Annotated in this window: 13 protein-coding genes; 10 read left to right on the forward strand and 3 right to left on the reverse strand. The window is 66.0% G+C overall.

All coding sequences use genetic code 11. The annotated features are described in order from the left end of the window. Positions 1-243: 243 nt before the first annotated feature. Positions 244-2,526: an FdhF/YdeP family oxidoreductase gene (locus EDC64_RS04185; RefSeq protein ID WP_132029936.1), complete on the reverse strand. Its 2,283-nt coding sequence runs from the start codon at positions 2,524-2,526 to the stop codon at positions 244-246. Positions 2,527-2,903: 377 nt separating this feature from the next. Between EDC64_RS04185 and EDC64_RS04190 the strand changes: the two genes are divergently transcribed. From EDC64_RS04190 to EDC64_RS04200, 3 genes are all read left to right on the forward strand, one after another. Continuing rightward, positions 2,904-3,449, forward strand: a complete 546-nt coding sequence (locus EDC64_RS04190; RefSeq protein ID WP_338023384.1) for a YdeI/OmpD-associated family protein — start codon at positions 2,904-2,906, stop codon at positions 3,447-3,449. Between the two features lie 262 nt (positions 3,450-3,711). Then, the gene (locus tag EDC64_RS04195; protein WP_132029938.1) at positions 3,712-4,461 is read left to right on the forward strand and encodes an SDR family NAD(P)-dependent oxidoreductase; all 750 of its coding nucleotides are present in this window, start codon (positions 3,712-3,714) and stop codon (positions 4,459-4,461) included. 43 nt (positions 4,462-4,504) lie between these two features. Next, a complete protein-coding gene (locus tag EDC64_RS04200) occupies positions 4,505-5,686 on the forward strand; it encodes an MFS transporter (RefSeq protein WP_132029939.1) in 1,182 nt (393 codons plus the stop codon). Between the two features lie 37 nt (positions 5,687-5,723). Here the strand turns inward: EDC64_RS04200 and EDC64_RS04205 are convergent, their stop codons facing one another. Then, entirely contained in the window at positions 5,724-6,614 is an 891-nt protein-coding gene (locus EDC64_RS04205) for a LysR family transcriptional regulator (RefSeq protein WP_132029940.1), read from the reverse strand. Between the two features lie 281 nt (positions 6,615-6,895). On the opposite strand from EDC64_RS04205, the gene EDC64_RS04210 reads away from it, so the two are divergent. From EDC64_RS04210 to EDC64_RS04240, 7 genes are all read left to right on the forward strand, one after another. Beyond that, positions 6,896-7,723 (forward strand): alpha/beta fold hydrolase, encoded by an 828-nt coding sequence (locus tag EDC64_RS04210; protein WP_165933625.1) that lies wholly within the window; start codon positions 6,896-6,898, stop codon positions 7,721-7,723. Positions 7,724-7,778: 55 nt separating this feature from the next. Next, positions 7,779-8,336 (forward strand): carboxymuconolactone decarboxylase family protein, encoded by a 558-nt coding sequence (locus EDC64_RS04215; RefSeq protein WP_132029942.1) that lies wholly within the window; start codon positions 7,779-7,781, stop codon positions 8,334-8,336. Positions 8,337-8,341: 5 nt separating this feature from the next. Beyond that, positions 8,342-10,093: an ABC transporter permease gene (locus tag EDC64_RS04220; protein ID WP_165933626.1), complete on the forward strand. Its 1,752-nt coding sequence runs from the start codon at positions 8,342-8,344 to the stop codon at positions 10,091-10,093. Between the two features lie 13 nt (positions 10,094-10,106). Beyond that, positions 10,107-11,243: an ABC transporter ATP-binding protein gene (locus EDC64_RS04225; RefSeq protein WP_165933627.1), complete on the forward strand. Its 1,137-nt coding sequence runs from the start codon at positions 10,107-10,109 to the stop codon at positions 11,241-11,243. A gap of 95 nt (positions 11,244-11,338) precedes the next feature. Continuing rightward, a complete protein-coding gene (locus EDC64_RS04230; RefSeq protein ID WP_132029945.1) occupies positions 11,339-12,430 on the forward strand; it encodes an ABC transporter substrate-binding protein in 1,092 nt (363 codons plus the stop codon). A 62-nt stretch (positions 12,431-12,492) separates the two neighbouring features. Further along, complete coding sequence (locus EDC64_RS04235) at positions 12,493-13,005, forward strand: flavin reductase family protein (protein ID WP_207915878.1); 513 nt, start codon at positions 12,493-12,495, stop codon at positions 13,003-13,005. Between the two features lie 195 nt (positions 13,006-13,200). After that, complete coding sequence (locus EDC64_RS04240; protein WP_132029946.1) at positions 13,201-14,310, forward strand: LLM class flavin-dependent oxidoreductase; 1,110 nt, start codon at positions 13,201-13,203, stop codon at positions 14,308-14,310. Positions 14,311-14,365: 55 nt separating this feature from the next. On the opposite strand, the gene EDC64_RS04245 is transcribed toward EDC64_RS04240, so the two are convergent. Further along, a complete protein-coding gene (locus EDC64_RS04245; protein ID WP_132029947.1) occupies positions 14,366-15,901 on the reverse strand; it encodes an LVIVD repeat-containing protein in 1,536 nt (511 codons plus the stop codon). Positions 15,902-16,771 lie beyond the last annotated feature (870 nt).

Consider the following 16,771-nt stretch of genomic DNA (forward strand, 5'->3'; position numbering starts at 1 on the left):
GGGCGGGAGCGTCGCCGAGAAAACCCAAGACCTCGTATGCGGCACGCGATCCGCGCGCGGATCCATCCATCGTCGATGCGCCTGCTGTGCGGCAGAGCACACGGTGAAGCCAACGATCGGCGCGCGATGGAGTTCCGGTTAGTCCTGCTTTCGCTTGCGACGAGGGAGACATTTCTGCTTCGGAGGCACTGGCCGCGACTTTGGCGCCGGTATGGGGCGCCGACAGCCGGTGCACCACAGCAGTCAGTCCGGGTGGATCCGCACGGGAACGGACTTGGCCGCCGGCGTCTTGCTGTCCTGTGCGAAGTGCCAGAGCGGGATCAGCGCGTTGCATTCGGGAAAATAGGACGCGCAGGTGCCGGGCGGCAGATCGTAATCGATCACCCGGAAACCGCCCATGGCGCGATGAATGCCGTCCTCCACCGCCGTCACCAGACGCGCCATGCCATTCTCGGCAAGGCCGAGCCGCATCCGGTCGTCCCGGTTCATCATGATGATCATGCGCGATCCGCTGATCCCCCTGAGCCGGTCCGAATTCCCATAGACCGTGGTGTTGAACTGGTTGTTCGACCGCAAGGTGATCAGGCGCAGGATGTCGACGTCCGCACCGTCGTCAAAGCTCGCGCACAAGGCTTTGGGCCGCTGGAAATTCGCCTTCCCGTTGGGCGTCGCCCATTCGCGTCGGCGGGCAGCCACGGGCCGGGGAAAGCCGCCGGGGGTGTCGAGGCGGGCGTTGAAATCCCGGAAATCATCGGGAAACGTCTGTTCTATGGCATCGCGCACCAGCGCGTAGTCGCCGACCCACTGGTCCCACGGCACCCGGGGATTGGCCGGCAATGTGGCTTTGGCGATTTCCGCCACGATGCGCGGCTCCGACAGCAGACCTTCCGCCGCCGGCTCGAACTTGCCCCGCGACGCATGGATGCAGGTGGTGGAATCCTCGATGGTCACGATTTGAGGGCCGCAGGCCTGACGGTCGATCTCCGACCGGACGAGAGTCGGGAGTAAATAGGTGGACTTTGCGACGATGAGGTGGGTTCGATTGAGCTTGGTGGCGATCTGCACCGAGAGGTCGAGGTCCCGCCACTTCTCCTCCATCAGCCCGCGTTCGGGAATCGCCCGGACGAAATTGCCTCCGAGCCCGATGAAGGCGCGGATCTTGCCCGCCACCACGGCTTCGCAGGCCTCAACGGTGTTCAAGCCGTCCTTGCGCGGCGGCTGGAAGCCGAATTGCTCGGCCAAACGATCCAGCGGCACCAGATCGGCCTTCTCGGCAATGCCCACCGTGCGCTGGCCTTGCACATTGGAGTGACCGCGCACCGGGCAGATGCCCGCGCCGGGCTTGCCGATCTGCCCGCGCATCAGCAGCAGATTGACCAGGGTCTGGACATTGTCGACACCGAGGCGGTGCTGCGTCAGCCCCATGCCATAGATCGCGATCACCGATCGCGCTTTGGCGAAGGTGTGCGCCGCAGCTTCGAGGGCGGCCTGCGGCAGGCCGGACTCGCGCCGGATCTCGTCCCAGGAGGTCTCCCGCACCATCGCCTCGAACGCGGGAAAGCCATCGGTATGTTCCGCGATGAAGGCCGCATCCAGAACCCGCGCGCCGCCCGCCGCTTTGGCGTCGTCGTCGAGCGCGAGCAGGGTCTTGGCGATCCCGACCATGGCGGCGATGTCGCCGCCGGCGCGGACCTGATAATATTGGGTCGCGATGAGCGTCGGGCTGTTCTTGAGCATCTGGCCGGGACGCTGCGGATTGACGAATTCCTCCCACCCCTTCTCGCGCAGCGGATTGAAGACGACGATCGGCACGTCGCGCTCGCGCGCTTCCTGAAGGCTGTGCAGCAGTCTCGGTGAGTTGGTCCCGACATTCTGGCCGAACGAGAAGATGCAATCCGTCTTCTCAAAATCCTCGAGAAGGACGGTCCCGACCGGCGTTCCGATGCTCGGCGGCAAGGCGACGGACGTCGTTTCGTGGCACATGTTGGAACTGTCCGGCAAATTGTTGTTGCCATAGATCCGGGCCAGAAGCTGATACATGTAGGAGGTTTCGAGGGAGGCGCGCCCGGAGGCGTAGAAAACGACGGTCTCGGGGTCGTAGGAGCGCAGTTTCTCGCCGATCTGCATGAAGGCCTCGTCCCACGAGACCTCCACATACGTATCGCTGGTGACGTCGTAACGCATCGGATGGGTCAGTCGCCCCTCATTCTCCAGGTCGTGGTCCGACCATCCGAGCAATTCCGAGACGGTATGACGGGCGAAGAAATCCGGGGTCGTGCGATGGGACGTCAGATCCCAGAACGTCGCCTTCGCGCCATTTTCGCAGAATTCCGCGACATGCGGCCGGGCGGGCTTGGCCCATGCGCAGCTCGTGCACATGTACCCGCCCGTTTTGTTGTGATCTTTAAGCAGCGTCGCGACCGTGGAAACGGCCCGCTGCTCGGTCGCATGCTGCAGGAGAGATTTCGCGGACCCCCAGCCCCCGACCGGCTGATCATAGTCTTCGTGGCGCGCGCGGTCCGGCATATCATTCTCCCTGAGGTCAAGGGGCTAAAGGATCCATTGTCCGGCCGGGTTCCCAAACGTAAGGCAAGGGGCGACACATATGTGTGAGGCGTGTTTGATCAGCGTTCCCATCCTTGCGGGTGCCTCCTCGGTCCGCCCCTGCTCTGGCGCAGAACAAACAGAATATCGCCCTGCCCTATCCGGTCTACTTTCATTTAATCATCAAATAAACATAATGCATTAAATCATCAGAACAAATTTCGCGGACACGAACCAAAAGTACATAATGAAATGCAGATCATGCAAAATCAATAAAGTGAACTATGATTACGAATATTGAAAACTACTTCTCGAAGGGGTGTGGCCGCTGCGCACGTTTCGCGACAGCGGAATGCTCCGTGCAGCGGTGGCGCGAAGGGTTGAACCATCTCCGCGGGCTTTGCCGCCAGGTGGGCCTCGTCGAGACCGTGAAGTGGGGGCATCCCTGCTACCGGCATGCCGATCGCAACGTCGTCATCATCGGCGCCTTCCGCGGCGACTTCCGCCTCAGCTTCTTCGACGCGGCCCTGATGCAGGACCCCGCGGGCATGCTGGAGAAGCAAGGGCCCAACACGCGCCACCCCGACATGATCCGCTTCACCACCGCCGCGCGCGTGGCGGAGATGGAACCGTCGATCCTCGCCTACCTGACCGAAGCGATGGGCCATGCCGAAGCCGGCATTCGCCCCCCGAGGGCCGCGATCGAGATCGACCTGCCCGACGAATTGGCGGAGGCGCTCGCCGCCGACCCGGACCTCGCCGCGGCCTTCCAGGGCCTGACGCCGGGACGGCAGCGGAGCTACGTCATCCACCTGACCACGACAAAGTCGCCCGCGACGCGCCGGGCTCGCATCGAAAAGGTCCGCGACAAGATCCTGGCGGGAAAAGGCGCGACGGAACGCTGACCGGCGCCCGGGACGCGTGCGACCGACTTCCGAGCCCGCCCCGACCGCAGCCGGAACGGACCCGCCGACGATCTTGCGCACCCGGAGAGCCGCCCCGCGGGGAAGGCCGCGGAACGCGGCCCCGCTGAGGCCGGGACCTCGCATTTAAGACTTTCCGGAAAGGCTGATTTTCCTTCTCGCCTTTTCCTCCATCCCGCCCGCCCCTTTAGCTTGCCTGCAACAAATGCCGGCCGCCCCGCATCGGCCGGTGGGAAGGGAAGAAATGGAAACTGGGGGATCTCCTCGCGCGGCCCTGGTGACGGGCGCCGCCGCAGGGCTCGGGCACGCCATTGCGATGGCGCTCGCCCGCAGCGGCACCCGCGTCGCCCTCGCGGACATCGCGGAGGAGGGACTTGCGCAGGCGGCGCAGGCCTGCGGCCCCGGCTCCGTCGCCCTGCCCCTCGACCTGCGCCACGCCGACAGCATCACAGCGTGCCTTGCCGCCGCGGCCGAAAAGCTCGGTCCTCTCGATCTCCTCGTGAACAATGCCGGCGTCGCGCTGCACCGCCCCGCTTTGGACCTCACCTGGTCGGAATGGGACACCGTGCTCGACGTCAACCTCAAGGGGGCTTTCTTCATGAGCCAGGCGTTCGGCGCCCGGCTCGTTGCCGAAAAGCGGCCGGGCGCCATCGTCAACATCGCCTCCACGCACGGCATCGTCGCCCTGGCGGACCGGGCGGCGTACGGCATCGCCAAAGCCGGGGTGATCCATCTCACCAAGATGCTCGCGGTGGAATGGGCGCGCTTCGGCATCCGGGTGAATGCAATTGCGCCCGGCACGGTCATGACCCCCTCCCGGGCCGAACTCCTGAAGGCGCCCGAAGCGCGCGCGCGCATGCTCGACCGCATTCCTCTCGGGCGGTTCCCGACCGCGCAGGAGGTGGCCGAGGCCGTGCTTTATCTCGCCGGCGACGGGGCGGCCTCGGTGACCGGACACACCCTCGTTCTCGACGGTGGCACAACTGTCTGCTGAGCCCAGCCACGCGGCGCACCCGCACGCCCCGCAAGACGGCTGGATGTCCGCGCTGGCGGCCATGATGCTGCTGCAGGCGACGGCGTCCTTCCTCAACCAGATGCTGCCGACGCTGGCGCCCATCCTGCAGGTGGAACTGGGTTGGCCCGATACGCTGGTCGGCTATCTCGTCGCCTTGTCCACGATCGGGGCCATCGCGTTTCTCGTGGCGGGAGGACCTTTGGTCCGCGGCGCGGGACCGATCCGCGCGGTGCAGGCGGGGCTCGGCCTCGGCATGCTGGGCGTGGCGCTGCTCCAGGTGCCCGTCCTGGTCGCGCCGCTGCTCGCCAGCATCCTGATCGGACTGGCCTACGGCCCGTCCACGCCGGCCGGCAGCGATGTCCTGATGCGCTATGCGCCGGTGCGCCATCGCACCCTGATCTTTTCCCTGAAGCAGGCTGGCGTGCCCCTCGGGGGCGCGCTCGCCGGGCTGCTGCTGCCGCTGCTCGCCGCGGCCTTCGGCTGGCGTGCGGCGCTGTGGGGCGTGATCGGCATCCTGGCCGCGGCGGTTCTCGCTGTGCAGGGCGTGCGCGGCCGGGTGGATGCCGGGCGGGACCGCTCGCGCTTGCGGATGCGGCTGGTATTTTCGCCCGCAAATGTGCGCGAGCCCTTCGCGGCGCTGGCGGCGGGACAAAGCTTGCGCCGCATCGCCTTGGCCGGCGGCTTCCTCGCCATGGCCCAAGGCGGATGGAACGCCTTTCTGGTGACCTATCTGGTGCGCGCCGTGGCGCTGTCCCCCGTGCAGGCCGGCCTGGTCTTCGCGGTGATGCAGACCGCCGGCGCGTTCGGACGCATCGGAATCGGCTGGCTCGCGGACAGGGTGGGCTCGGGGATCTCGGTCACGCGCGCGTCCGCGGCGTCCGCCGGCGCCGCGACCCTCGCTTTGGGACTGGCCGGGCCGGACTGGCCGCTGCCGGCGCTGCTCGGTCTCGCCGGGATCGCCGGCCTCACCGTGTCCGGGTGGAACGGCGTGCAGCTGGCCGAGATCGCCCGCCGGGCGCCGCGGCATCTGGTCGGCGAAGCCTCGGCGGGCGGCACGGTGTTCGTGTTTCTGGGTTTTGTCGCCGGCCCCTCCGTGTTCGCGATGCTGCTCGCGCTCACCGGGCGCTACGATGTGCCGTGCTTCGCCCTCGCGGCCATGCCGCTCGTGGCCGTGGCGCTGCTGACCGGCGTGCGGCGCGCGTGAGAGCCGCGATCGCCGGACGCAGGTGCCGGCCCGCGCTTCACCCCATCCGGGTAATGGAAATCAGGAAATCGAGGAACACGCGCACCTTCGCCGGCAGATGGCGATTGGCGGGATACAGCACGGAGATCGGCGTGCCCTCCACGGCATAATCGGCGAGGATGGATTCGACGTCGCCGCGCTCGAGGTCCTTGCGCACCAGCCACCAGGTGCCGCGGATAATGCCGAGCCCCGCCACCGCCGCCTCGCGCAGGGCATCGCCGCTATTGAGGACGGCATTGCCCTTCACGTGAACGATGATCTCCGGCCCCTTGGGATTGGCGAAATGCCATTCCGGCCCGGTGCGGTTTCCGGTGATGCAATTGTGGTGGATCAGATCCTGCGGCGTGCGCGGTGTGCCGTTCGCTTTCAGATAGGCCGGCGCGGCGACGGTGACCTGGGGGCTGCGCAGCAGCAGGCGCGTGATGAGCCGGGAATCGGTGATATGGCCGGTGCGCACCGCCACGTCATACCCCTCCGCCACCAGGTCGATGGGCTTGTTGCTGTCGCTGAAATTCAGATCGAGCGTGATGTCGGGGTATCGGCTGAGAAAAGCTGGAAGCTCCGGCACGAGGGTGACGCGCCCGAAGGACAGCGGCACCACTGCGCGGATGCGCCCGCGCGTCGCGACATTGCCGCGCTGGAGGGCGAGTTCCGCATCCTCGAGGTCGGTGAGGATCTGGACGGCCCGCTCATAGAATTCCTGCCCGTAATCGGTGGTGCTCAGTTGGCGCGTGGTGCGGTTGAAAAGCTGGGTGCCGAGCTCGTCCTCCAGCCGGGTAATGGTCTTCGTGACGGCGGAAACGGACATGCCCAGCTTCCGCGCGGCGGCTGTGAATCCGCCGCTGTCCGCCACCCGGGTGAAGACGCTCAAAGCGAGAAACTTGTTCATGTTCGTCCCTGTCCGGCGTCGGCCCGCCAATCCCGTCTGTGGGCGGAGCCGCCGGCCCAAATCCCCGTTTTCGCATTTGCGAAAAAACATCCGGGAGTGAGCCGGTCCTTATGGTTGGTTTGGCCGATATTCCCGGAACGTATGGAAAGAATCAATTTCTCAATCGGACATTTCATCTGGGAAGCGCGCGGCTAATCTGGCGCCCAGGGACATAACCCTAAGCGCCGGCGGTCCGACCGGCGATGCACTTGCGGTCAATGCAAGGCGAGGGAAGGAACGCCATGAAGGTCGAAAGCAATGGGTGCGCGCTACACGTCCGCCTCGACGGCCCCGACGATGCGCCGGTCATCATGCTCAGCCACGGCATCGCCACCGATCTCGGCATCTGGGACGGCCTCGTCCCCCATCTCGTCCCGACCCACCGGGTGCTGCGCTACGATTCGCGCGGGCATGGCGCATCCGCGGCGATACCGGGCGCCTACAGCCTGGCCCTTCTCGCCGACGACGTGGTCGGCATTCTCGATGCGCTCAACATCTCGGCGGTGCATTTCGCCGGCCTCTCCATGGGCGGCATGGTGGGGCTGGAACTGGCCGTGCGCGCCCCGGCCCGCATGATGTCCATCGCGGTCTGCGATGCCCGCGGCACCGCGCCCCCCTCCTATCGCGAAGCCTGGGCGCAGCGCAGCCGGCAGGCCCGGGACGGCGGCATGGAAACCATGGTGGAAAGCTCGGTTTCCCGCTGGTTCACCCCCCACTTCCTCGCGCACCGGCCGGCCGAGGTGGAGGGCATGCGCGACAGCATCCGCCGCACCTCGGTCGATGGCTATTGCGGCTCCGCCGCCGCTTTGTGCGAGCTGGATCACGAGATCCATCTCGCGGCGGTTCGCGTGCCCCTGCTGTTCCTCACCGGCGCCCAGGACCAGGGGGCACCGCCCGACGTGGTGCGGGCGATGCACGCGAAGGCACCCGGCTCGACCTATGTGGAACTGCCGGATGCGGGGCATATCTCCGTCATGGAGCAGCCCCGCCTGTTCGCCGACGCCTTGCTGGGCTTCATCGCCGCGGCGGACTCGGCGCAGGCGAAGCAGATCCCGCGCGCGCGGGCCTGACGTTCCGATCGAACCGCCCGCCGATCGCCCCTGAGGCCTATCCGAAGAGAGACCCATGAGCCGCATCGCCCTGCTGACGCGGGAGGGGCTTAGCCCCGCCCAGACCGAGGTCTACAATTCCATCAATGCCGGCGCGCGCGGCGGGGTGCGGGGGCCGTTCCGCGTGCTGCTGCATTCGCCGGATCTCGCGCGCCGGGTGGAGCAATTGGGCGTCTATGTCCGCTTCCAGTGCAAGGTGCCGGAGCGCCTGCGGGAACTGGCCATCGTCACCGTCGCCGCCCATTGGCGCGCGGCCTATGAATGGTACGCGCACGCGCCGCTGGCGCAGAAGCAGGGCATCACGGAAACCGCGCTGGCCGCCATCGCGCAGGGCGAAACCCCCGATTTTTCCGAGGCGGGCGACCGCATCACCCATGCCTATGTCGCGCATCTGCTGAAGGCCGGACGCGTGTCGGATGCGGTCTATGGCGAGGCCAAGGCCCTACTGGGGGAGGACGGCATCGTCGATCTCACCGGGCTCGTCGGCTATTACACCCTGCTTGCCCTGCAACTCAACGCCTTCCAGGTTCCGGTGCCGGACGACGCCGAAACACCCTGGCCCGTGGCGGAGTGAGGGACGTGAACGTCAGCAGCGAGGCGCTCGCGAAGCCGCATCGCCGGGAGAGCGGGGCGCACCTCCCGCGATCCGCGGAGCCTGCGCCCACGTCCCGGGTCTGGGAACATGGCCTGCCCGCGCTCGGCGTCCTCGCGGGCATCATCCTGGTGCTCGGCCCCTTCCTCGCCACCGTCATCCGCAGTCTGCTCTATTGGGACGTGGACGGGACGGTCAGCGTCACGCTGTTGAACTTCACCAACCTGCTCGGCGATCCCCGCTTCCTGGAAGCCGCGCGCAACACGCTGCTGTGCGGGGTGGGGGCGACCGTCTTCAGTTGTGTCCTCGGCGTGTCGCTGGCCTGGATCGTCTCGCGCACCGACGTGCCGGGTCGCGGGTGGTTCGAGGTGGCGAACCTCATCCCCTTCTTCCTGTCGCCTTATGTCGGCGCGGAAGCGTGGCGCTTTCTGGCCGCGCCCGGCAGCGGCATCCTCCACCGGCTCGCGGAGCAATATTTCGGGCTGAAACTGCCTTTTCTCAACATTTACGGGTTGGGGGGCGTCATCTGGGTGCTGTCGATCTTCTACACGCCTTATGTCTATCTGTTCGTCATCTCACCTTTGCGGCGCATGGATTCGGCGCTCGAGGATGCCGCGCGGGTGCACGGCGCCTCGTTCGTCTACACGCTGCGCCGCATCACCCTGCCCTTGCTGATGCCGGCCCTGCTGTCGGCGGCGATGATCGTGTTCGTCACCAGCGCCGGCCTGTTCGACGTGCCGTTCGCGCTTGCCGCGACCCATGGCATCCGCACCGTCCCCACCGAAATCTATTCCTCTCTGCAATACCCGTCCGATTTCGGCCGCGCGTCGGCCTTCGGCATGCTGATGCTGTGCCTGACCGTGTCGCTCACCCTGTGGCAGCGTCACTATCTCGCCGCGCGCCGGTTCGAGACCGTGAGCGGCAAGGGCTATCGCCCGCGCATCATCGTGCTTTCGCCGCTGGGCAAGGTGGCCGCGCTCGGTCTCGAACTGCTGTTCGTCGGCGTCGGCGTGGTCCTGCCCATCATCGCCCTGATCATGGTCTCGCTGCAGAGCATCTGGACCGGCCAGTTCCGCACCGGCTTCTTCACGTTCGACAATTTCAGCTACGTCCTGCTGAACTACGACCTCACCCGCACCGCCATCGGGAACAGCCTCATCCTGGCGGTCACGGGGGCGAGCATCGGCGTCGGCCTCAGCGTGCTGCAGAGCTATTTCCTCACCCGGGGCCCGGCGCGCGGCCGCGGCTTCATCGAGGCGGTGCTGTCGCTGCCGATCGGCATTCCCGGCATCATTCTGGGCCTCGGCTTCCTGATCCTGGCCGTGCGCACCCCGCTCTACAGCACGCTCTGGATCATCCTCATCGCCTATGTCGCGCATTTCTTCCCGCTGGCGGTGCGCACGGTGACGGCCATGCTGGTCGCCATCAATCCGGAGCTGGAGCAGAGCGCGCGGGCGAGCGGCGCCACCTGGTGGCAGACCATGCGCTACGTGCTGCTGCCGCTGCTGAAGCCGGCTTTGATCGCCGCCTGGCTCATGCTGTTCGTGATCTTCATCCGCGAACTGGGCTCCACCATCCTTCTGTTCGGTCAGGGCACGGAGACCATCTCGGTCGCCCTGGTGGCGCTGAGCGAGCGGGATTTCGGCTTCGTGGCCGCGTTGGCGATGATCCAGGTCGTCCTGCTTCTGTCCGCCTTCGCCTTGTTCCGTGTCACCCGCACCTCGCTGGTGCAGGACTGAATTGGAGGACGCCGTGAAAAGCGATCCGTCGAGCTTCGTCACCGTCCGGGGCCTGAAGAAAACCTTCGGATCCTATACCGCTCTCAGCAACATCTCTCTCGCCGTGGAAGAGGGGCACACCCTTGCTTTGCTCGGCCCCTCCGGCTGCGGCAAGACCACCATGCTGCGCTGCCTCGCCGGGCTGGAGACGGCGGACGAAGGCTATATCGAGATCGCCGGCAAGGTGGTATTCGACAGTTCCCGGCGCATCAATCTGATGCCCGAGGCGCGGCAATTGGGCATCGTGTTCCAGTCCTACGCCGTATGGCCGCATATGAGCGTGGCGGAGAATGTCGGCTTTCCCCTGAAGGTCCGCAGGACGCCCAAAGCGGAGCTGGAGGCCCGGGTCCGCCGCATGCTGGACGTGGTGGGCCTCGGGGCCTGGTACGACCGCCCGGCCACCCAATTGTCGGGCGGCCAGCAGCAGCGCGTGGCGCTGGCCCGGGCCCTGGTTCACGAGCCGCGTCTGGTTCTGTTCGACGAGGCGCTCTCGAACCTCGATGCGCAGCTCCGCGAGCAGATGCGCATGGAGCTGTCCATGCTCCAGGACCGTCTCGGCTTTACCGCCATCTATGTGACCCACGACCAGTCCGAGGCGTTCGGCCTGGCGGACCGGATCATCGTGATGAATCGCGGCCATATCGATACAGAGGGCGCACCGCGCGACGTCTTCGATCGCCCGGCTACCCCCTTCGTGGCGCAGTTTCTCGGCCTCAACGTGCACGAAGGCGAGGTCATCGAGGTGGCGCGGACCCCGCCCTTCGGCGCCGTGTCCGGGCCGACCGCGAACTGGGCCCAGGTGGCGCTTCCCGGCGGCACTGCGGTCTGGGGCAAGCTCGGCCATGACCGCCAATTGAAGGCCGGCAGCCCGGCGCTGATCTGCGTCCGGAAGGAACATGTGCGGATCGCGGCCGGCGGCGTCGGCGGCCCCCAGGCCTTCCCGGCCGTGGTGCGGGCGGCCTCGTTCCAGGGATTGTTCGAAGAATACATCGTCGATGTCGCCGGCGTGGAATTGCGCGCCATCCAGCCCAGCGCCGGCGTGCGCTCGGGCGACAGCGTCGCCGTCGGCCTCGCGCCCGAGCAGTGCATCGTCCTGTCCCGCGACATGTAGGACCCACGACGTTCCAGCCAGTCCGCTCGGGCGCGGCGGACCGGTCCAACAGGGGCGAAAGACCCCGATCCAAGCGCCCTCAGGAGGAGACATTCATGACATTGCGCACCACGGCCCTCGCGGCCCTCATGTTCGGCGCCGTCGCGCTGGGCCAGGCCTCGGCCCAGGAGGCCCCCGCTTTGAAAGGCGCCTCGCCCGAGGAAAAGGCGCGCGTCGGCGCCCTCATCGAGGGCGCGGTCAAGGAGGGCAGCCTGTCCTATTGGGACACGGTGATCCAGCCCGGCACCAACGACAAGCTGGTCCGCGCGTTCAAGGAACGCTACGGCCTGCCGGCAGCGTTCAAGGTCAACTACACCCTCTCCCAGACCGGCGACCTCGTCACCCGCATCGAGCAGGAGCTGGGCGCCAGCCGCGTCACCATCGACGTCGCCGCCATCTCCGCGCCCATCTGGGTGTTCGAGCGGATGAACAAAGGCGAGCTGCTGGAATATCGCTCGCCGGAATACGCGCATTATAAGCGCATCTTCGAAGCGGGACTGGGCGTCGACGGCTATTTCGCATTCAACGGCGGATATGTCTTCGTGCCGATGTGGAACAGCGAGAATCTGGACTTCAAGGGCAAGTCCTACACCGACATGATCGCGGCCGTGCCCGAGGGCAAGCTGAGCATGGGCGACGCCGCCAATTCCACCACCTTCCTCGCCACTTATATGGGCCAGCGGACCGTTCTGCCGGCGGACTTCTTCACCAAGCTCGCCGCCAAGAAGCCCATCCTCCTGCGCCGCTCGGAGCAGCTCGCGGCCGGATTGGTGACCGGCGAGCAGACCATGACGCTGTCGGGCATGCCCACCCGCGCCTACCAGATGAACCAGAAGGGCGCGAAGCTGAAATTCGTGTTCCCGAAGGAAGGCGTGATGCTGCTGGCCCCCAGCACGTTCATCCTCGCCAAGGCGCCCCATCCCAACGCCGCCAAATTGTGGATCGACTTCATCCTCTCCGAGACCGGCCAGAAGATCCTCACCGAGAGCGAGGCGCTGATTTCCGGCCGGGCCGGCTTCAAGAGCCCGATCCCGGAATATTCGCCGCCGATCGAGAGCCTGAACCTGATCAAGTTCGACTGGAGCAAGCTCAACGTCCAGGACATGGCCAAGGCCAAGGCCGACTGGCTCAACACCTTCAATCCGTGATGGCGCAGCCGGGCGGCGGACTCCCTCCGCCGCCCGGCCGACCACCGAGTCCGGAGGCGCCGATGTCCCTCGCAGCCCTGCATATGGAATCCGACAGCCTGGACCCCCGGCGCTTCCGCACCGTGATCGGCGCCTTCGCCACGGGGGTGGCGGTCATCACGACCGCCTTCGAGGGCGCATTCCACGGCATGACCATCAATTCCCTCACCTCGGTCTCGCTGGACCCGTGCCTGCTGCTGGTCTGTCCCCGGCGCGGCAGCGCCACCGGGGCGGCGATCCGCGGCAGCGGCGCGTTCGCGGTCAACATCCGCGCCGCCGATCAGCGCGACCTCTCCCATCGCTTCGTCCGCGCGGACATCGCGGAACGCTTCGCCGAACTCGACATCGAACTCGGCCCGCGCGGCGTGCCGCTTTTGCCCGGCGCCATCGCCCATCTCTGCTGCCGCGTCTCGGCCATCCATCCCGGCGGGGACCACGAGATCGTGGTGGGCGAAGTGCGCACCTGCTCGGACGCGGGCGGCCATCCCTTGCTGTTCCACAAAGGCAGCTTCGGCGCCTTTCGCGGCGACGCCTGACACCCCCGCCGAGCGGCGCCAGCGCGCAATGATTTCGGACAAAAAGGAAAAGTAAATTTTCGAATTCCGGACGTTTTAGAAAGTCCAGCCAACTTCTATCGTCGCGGCCAGAGTCAATCCGTGGAACGCCCCACCGGGCCTTTCGCCTGTCCGGCGCCCCCCCGGCGCCGAGACATTCCCCATCGGAGCATTGTCATGAAGATTGGGTACTTCACCATGCCGGTCCATCCCATCGAACGGGATTGGAGCGAGACCCTGAGGGAAGACCGCGAGGCGGTCATCCTCGCCGACCGGCTGGGTTTCAACGACGCCTTCATCGGGGAGCATCTGTCCGACCGCTGCGAAACCATCACCAACAGCATGATGTTTCTCGCCTCCCTGGTCTCGGACACCAAGACCATCAAGCTGGCGACCGGCACCTCCAACCTCTCCCAGACGCACCCCACTTTGATCGCGGCCCAGGCGGCCATGCTCGACCATCTGGCGGGCGGCCGCTTCATCCTCGGCATCAGCCCCGGCGCCCTCACCACGGACGCGGAGGCGCTCGGCATTCTGGACGAGGACCGCAACAAGATCTTCGCCGAGGCGATCGACGTCATCCTGGAGATCTGGCAGCGCGAGGCGCCCTACGACATCGACCTGCCCGGCAACCGCTTCAAAGTCTCGACCCGCCGCTCGCAGGCGCTCGAACTCGGCGTCGGCTATCTCCCGAAGCCGCTGCAGAAGCCGTATCCGGAAATCGTCGGGACGGTGCTCTCGCCATATTCGCCCGGTGTCATCGCCATGGGGCGGCGCGACTTTCATCCGCTGTCGGCCAATTTCCTCCTGTCCAAATGGATCAAGACCCATTGGGACAATTATGTGGAAGGCAAGACCCAGGTGGGGGCGAAGGCGAACCCCGCCGATTGGCGCGTCGCGCGCACCCTCTTCGTGGCGGACGACGAGGCCACCGCCGCCGCCTATGCCCGCACCGATCCGCGCGGCCCGTACCTGCATTATTACGGACAGATCCTGAAGAAGCTGAAGCGATCCAAGCGCCTGTTCGTCATGAAGGAGGAGCGCGACCAGCCGGACGAGGCGGTGACGCTCGATTCCATCATGGACAAGCTCGTCCTCTACGGCACGGTGAACAAGGTGGTGGATCAGATCCTCGCCTTGCGGGAGGAGGCCGGCGATTTCGGCGAGATCGTCTATGCCGGCATGGACTGGGTGTCCCCGGACCTGGCCAAGCGGTCGATGCAGCTCATGGCCGAAGAGGTGATGCCGCGGGTCAATGCCGCCATCGGTTCGGCGGCCGCGGCCTGACCGGGGAGCTGCGCGCCGCCGGGCTTTTGCCGGGCGGCGCGGACGCCGCCTTGCCTCATCCGTCCCAGCCGGCATTGACATGCGGGACCGACCAGCCCGTCACCGCCATCGGTTCGAGCACCGGCGGGCCGAGGATCGGCGCCGACAGGCAGTAAAGCCCGGCATGGGTGGAAAGCCAGATCAGGTTCCGATCCCATTCGATAAAGACGGCTTCCGTCGTGCCGCGCCGCCAGCTCATATAATCCGAGATATCGCCGTCGCGCGGCGGCACGAAATACGCCACCTCCTTCGGCTCGGTCGGATCGGAAATGTCGAACAGGCGCAGCCCGGCATTGAGGTAGGACAAGGCGACGATCTCCGGACGCGCCTGTCCCGGTGCGATCCAGTGCTGCATGACGCGCGAACTGAATCGTCCCCGCGCCATTGCGAAGTCCTTATACGGCGCGTCGGGATGCGGCATCGGGCGCGGGAACAGCCCGATGATGCGCGGCTTGGCCGGATCCTTCACATCGACGACATAGCTCGTGTGGAACGGCTCCCGGCAGTCCGCCTCGAGCGATTCCGGGATCGCGATGACGAGGTTCTGAAGCCGCGGATGGCGCAAGGGATCGGCGGTGACCGGCACGACATGATGGTAGGGAATGCCCCCGATGGCCTCCAGCGGGTGGGTCACCTTGCCATAGACCTTCGGGTTGCGGATGTCGGACAGATCATGGACGTAAAGTCCAAAATGTCCCCACCCGCCATAGCCGATGGTGCCGCCGTCCTCGACCCGCTTGGGGACGATGCACGGCGTCCGGTTGCCGGTCCACGAACACTGATCGCCGGCGAACGGATACGTCGCGCGGTAGAACTCCGCCTCGTCGCGCCGCTGGCCGGGAACCCACCACCTGGAGACTTCCTTCACCTTGGCGGGATCGGACATGTCGACGATCATCAGGCCGTTGCTGTAGACGCGCTCCGTACTTTCCATCCGCAACTGGTCGTCCCAGCCGCAGGCGAGATAGGCATATTGCCCGCCATCATAGAACGGCAGATGGACACCGTGGCCGCTGGGGCCGGTCTCGAACGCGCTGAGCAGTTCGGGCTTTTCGGGGTTGGTGACGTCGTAGGTCTTGATGCCGCGAAAGCCGGGATCGGCGATCGCCGCCCGGGCATAGTCGTCATGATATTTTCCGCGCGGATATTGCGGGGTTCCTGGCGTCAGCGGCATCTGATGCGCAACGACGCGGATCCATTTCTTGAGGCGGGCGTTGTAGACGCAGCTCTGGAACGTCGCGAGGTCGCTCTCGGCGATCACATGGGCCTTTGTCGGCTTCGTGACATCCACCCATCCGCCTTTGAAGGCGATCAGGCGCCGGGACCCTTTGGCCCACAGGCAGGAATGCTCGTCTCCGAAGATCGTGACCTTCACCGACGGGAAAAAGCCGACGATCTCGAGATTGGAGATGTATTGGTTGCGATCGAGATAGGTCAGAGCGCCGGCCGGCAGCCGAAACGGCACCGTTCCGCCACCCGGCATGACGCCTTCGACGGACGGCGCGTCGAGGCTGGACGGCAATTCCGGGGTTCGATCGTCATTCTGTGCCATTGCGGATCCCTTATGGGCGACCCAGCCCGGCGACGGGACGTCTGTCGCTGGACTGCGGTGAAACAGCTGAGGGAAGAGACAGACCTTCACGATACGTGCGGCTCGAAGCTATCAGCTTTTCGCCCTTCATCAAGTCGCTGGACTTATAATCAAGTCACTTGATTTCCCCATCCCGACTTCGCGCGGCGGCCTTCCGCCGATCGCGCGCCGGACCGCGCGCCGCCCGCCGGCGGCGGCCTCCCCCTGTCGTCCCGGCCTGCCCCGTCTCCTGCCCCGTCCCCTGCCCCGTCTCCTGCCCGCGCCGGCCATCGCCGCAGCGCGCAGGGGCCGATCGGGTGGCCGGCGGCGCGCGCAAAACCGACGGCCTCGGCCCGGCTTTTTGAAATTCTCGAAAAAATGCAGTTGACGGATCCGTCCAGGGCCGTCATAAGGCCGCTCCTCGCTTCCAGCCAACGGGCTCGGCGGCGGACCTGCTCCCCCGGAAGGGCTTGATCCAAAAGATCGAAGCGCTCCACCAGGGCAGGATCTGGCGGCATCGCCAGGGTCACGAAACGCGGTACACCCTCTCCCCGGAGAGGTCCGACGGATCCTCTGACGGACTGTTCGAACCACTCCTTCTGAAGTGGTGTGCGCATGGCGGAGGCTGCGGTCTCTTCGGTGCGACGGCTATTTGACAGGTTGAGATAGAAGAAAGAGAAACGTGGACGGCGGAGTCCTTGCGGGTTGTTTTGAGCTTTTGGGCTTGGAGCAGCCGAGTATGACTTCGGCGGTCTTAACGGAACTCCGGGCGGACGCGATCACGTGAGTGATGTGTCTTGTCCGACCTCGTCGATGATGAGTTAAAGTTCGTAGAGACTTAGCCAAATCAAA

The organism is Aquabacter spiritensis (genome assembly GCF_004346185.1).
Lineage (GTDB): Bacteria > Pseudomonadota > Alphaproteobacteria > Rhizobiales > Xanthobacteraceae > Aquabacter > Aquabacter spiritensis.